The sequence below is a fragment of the Rothia sp. HMSC068E02 genome, from assembly GCF_001813565.1.
In the GTDB taxonomy this organism is placed as follows: Bacteria; Actinomycetota; Actinomycetes; order Actinomycetales; family Micrococcaceae; genus Rothia.
This window is the reverse complement of the sequence record NZ_KV812884.1, coordinates 1-2479: the sequence shown is the minus strand read 5'-3', so window position 1 is coordinate 2479 and position 2479 is coordinate 1. Positions and strand designations below refer to the sequence as shown.

Below are 2479 nucleotides of genomic sequence, written 5' to 3'. Positions count from 1 at the left end.
TGAATGAAATAATGAGTGCCACTCTTTGGCGGCGCTTGTAATTAATTTCCATCGGTTTGCCTCTTGTAGATAGTTAGCTTTCCTTGCTAGGTTTCTAGGCTTTCGTTGCCTTTTTACGCTTCGCTGCTTACTTCGGCTGTGCTCATAGTATGTACGTCCTTGTGCGGTAGCGGTTGGTGAATCAGGCCCGCCCCGGTGAGGTGGCGGGCACATCCTTAGCCTATCGCACCGTATCTGACCAGAAGGTTAACTCGACGCGATGCTCCGGTGAAGACTGGGCAACCACTCCGCGGATAACGCGAATTCCTGCTTACCCACCCGATTTCGTTAGCTACTCTGAGAACGAACCCGCACCCTCCGCATCGTTGCCGGAAGGCTGCTGGTCACCGATAGATAGAAAGGCTGGTGAGCGACCATGGTCAACACCATCATGATTTTCATATGGGGCGCACTCGACTCCATACTGATTTACAAGGTTCTCCGCATCGTCGTCACGTACGAACTCAACCGACGCCGCGAAAAGAAACTACGCGCCGAAGCCGTATACGTCATCCGAACAAACCGCTTCGAAATCGTTCTATACGCCCTAGTAATTCTTCTGTTTGCGGTAGGAGCTTCCGTCATTCACCTAGGGGAAGACGTAGGATTCCACTTCGCATTCGACTTTATTGGCCTCGGCATGATCGGCTTTTTCATGTTCTTCTTCTGGAACGCCGCCGGTACCTACACTAAAATCTCGCCCGAAGGAATCGAAAGGGGAGAGCCGTGCAACGATACGGTGTTCTTCCCGCTCAACGCGATTGACACGGTCTCATACGACAACAACACCGACCGTGAACACGCAGACTCCCTCCACTTCTACACAAAATCCGGCAAACTAGTCGCAGAATTCTGCCCCGTCTTCGGCAGCTACCCTCTCCTCGCAATGACCCGATTCAGGATTGAAAACGACCGCTGGCCAGACATGAACAACCCCGAAGAAGCCACCCAGGTCAAGGCGTGGATGAACTGGAGCTCCACCATCCCGCACATCAAGGACAAGGAAATTTCGGGCCTCGCCGAAGTAGACATGTAGCCCGCGATTCAGCCCGTATTGAGTGCGTTCCCGGCGTGTTTCTCAACCAATATTTCCGCAATTTTTCTGCCGGAAAAACGTGGACTAGCCCGCATGGTTTAAGCCTCAACTAGAGGGTGTACTCTGCACGTAAAAACATTAACGTTGAGGCATACAATAAGAAATGGTTAATGCACAGCCGCACGCCGTGCACACACCACGTCACTTCACAGAAACACCGACCCCGAAAGGCATATCATGGCCACCAAGAAGCCCGCACGCCTTACCCGCCGAGCAGCACTCGCCGCCGCAGGCGCAGGCACAGCAACCGCCCTCGGCGCACTGCTCACCCCCGCACAGGCAACCACCTACCGCCCCACCGTGCGCCGCACCCCCTACAACGGCTACTACTCGCACCGTTACGGCCGCCGCGGCCGCATCGTCATCAGCGACTACTACGGCAGCTCCTACAGCCACTACTACTATTACGGCGGCTAAAAAATACCAAGCCCAATAAACATATACTGGAAGACGGCACTACATTCGTGTAGTGCCGTCTTCCCGTTAGATGCCCCAGGCATCACCCGCACCACGGTGCGGAAAACACACCACAGATAGAGAGAAAAATGAAGAACGTAACCCGCCGATCCGCACTCGGCCTGCTCGCTGCCGCCGGTGGCGCGACCCTCCTTGCCGCATGCGGTTCGCAGTCTCAGGCATCCAGCGGCTCCGCATCTGCATCCGGTAGCGCTTCTACCTCGGACGCCGAAGTTAACAACGCACGCGCCGACTACTCTGGTCCTGCTGTCCTGGACGGTTACACCTCCAAGCCTGCTGACTACCAGCTGGCAACCCGCACCGAGCCGGCCAAGAACGTGCCCGTGCCCGTGAAGCCTGCCGTCGCTAACGAGAACAGCGTGGAGGGCCTGTACCAGTCCATCGCGTTCTTCGGCGCAGCCATGGAATACTACATGCGTACCGGTAAGACCGAGCCCCTGCGTGAAAGCGACATGGACAAGAGTGAACTCAAGTCGATGCTCGAGCCGGAAGACGGCACCCTCGGCGAAAAGCTGGTCAAGGGTGAAGTCTGGATGCACGACCCGACCGTCACCATCACCCTGCTCTCCGCACAGCCCACCCGCGATGGTAAGGCATACACCTGGAATGCTCGCTTCACCCTTACCCGCGGTGAATTCATGGCATCTAAGGATAAGGTTCTGGAGGTCCCCGAAAGCGGTCGTGAGAACGTCAACGAGCGTACCCTGCGCGGTGTGTACGAGAACGGCGCGTGGAAGCTGACTGGCATGAAGTCTGAATCTGAGGCTTCTGCATCGGCTTCTGCTTCCTAAAAGCTTCAGTCTAGAAGCGCGTAGCTTCTACACCTAAAAGGCGCCCGCCCCGTGGAATAAACCCACGAGGCGGGCG

At 56.3% G+C, this 2479-nt stretch carries 3 protein-coding genes; all 3 read left to right on the top strand.

Translation table 11 applies throughout. The annotated features are described in order from the left end of the window. Positions 1-415 precede the first annotated feature (415 nt). The 3 genes from HMPREF2919_RS06415 to HMPREF2919_RS06405 all read left to right on the top strand — a co-directional run bounded on the left by HMPREF2919_RS06415 (position 416) and on the right by HMPREF2919_RS06405 (position 2403). Complete coding sequence (locus HMPREF2919_RS06415) at positions 416-1075, top strand: ATP pyrophosphatase (RefSeq protein WP_070666845.1); 660 nt, start codon at positions 416-418, stop codon at positions 1073-1075. 237 nt (positions 1076-1312) lie between these two features. Continuing rightward, on the top strand, positions 1313-1552 hold the full coding sequence (locus HMPREF2919_RS06410) for a transcriptional initiation protein Tat (protein WP_070666843.1): 240 nt from the start codon (positions 1313-1315) through the stop codon (positions 1550-1552). Positions 1553-1680: 128 nt separating this feature from the next. Next, positions 1681-2403 carry a DUF6318 family protein gene (locus HMPREF2919_RS06405; protein ID WP_070666841.1) on the top strand — a complete coding sequence of 241 codons (723 nt, stop codon included), beginning with the start codon at positions 1681-1683 and terminating at the stop codon, positions 2401-2403. Positions 2404-2479 lie beyond the last annotated feature (76 nt).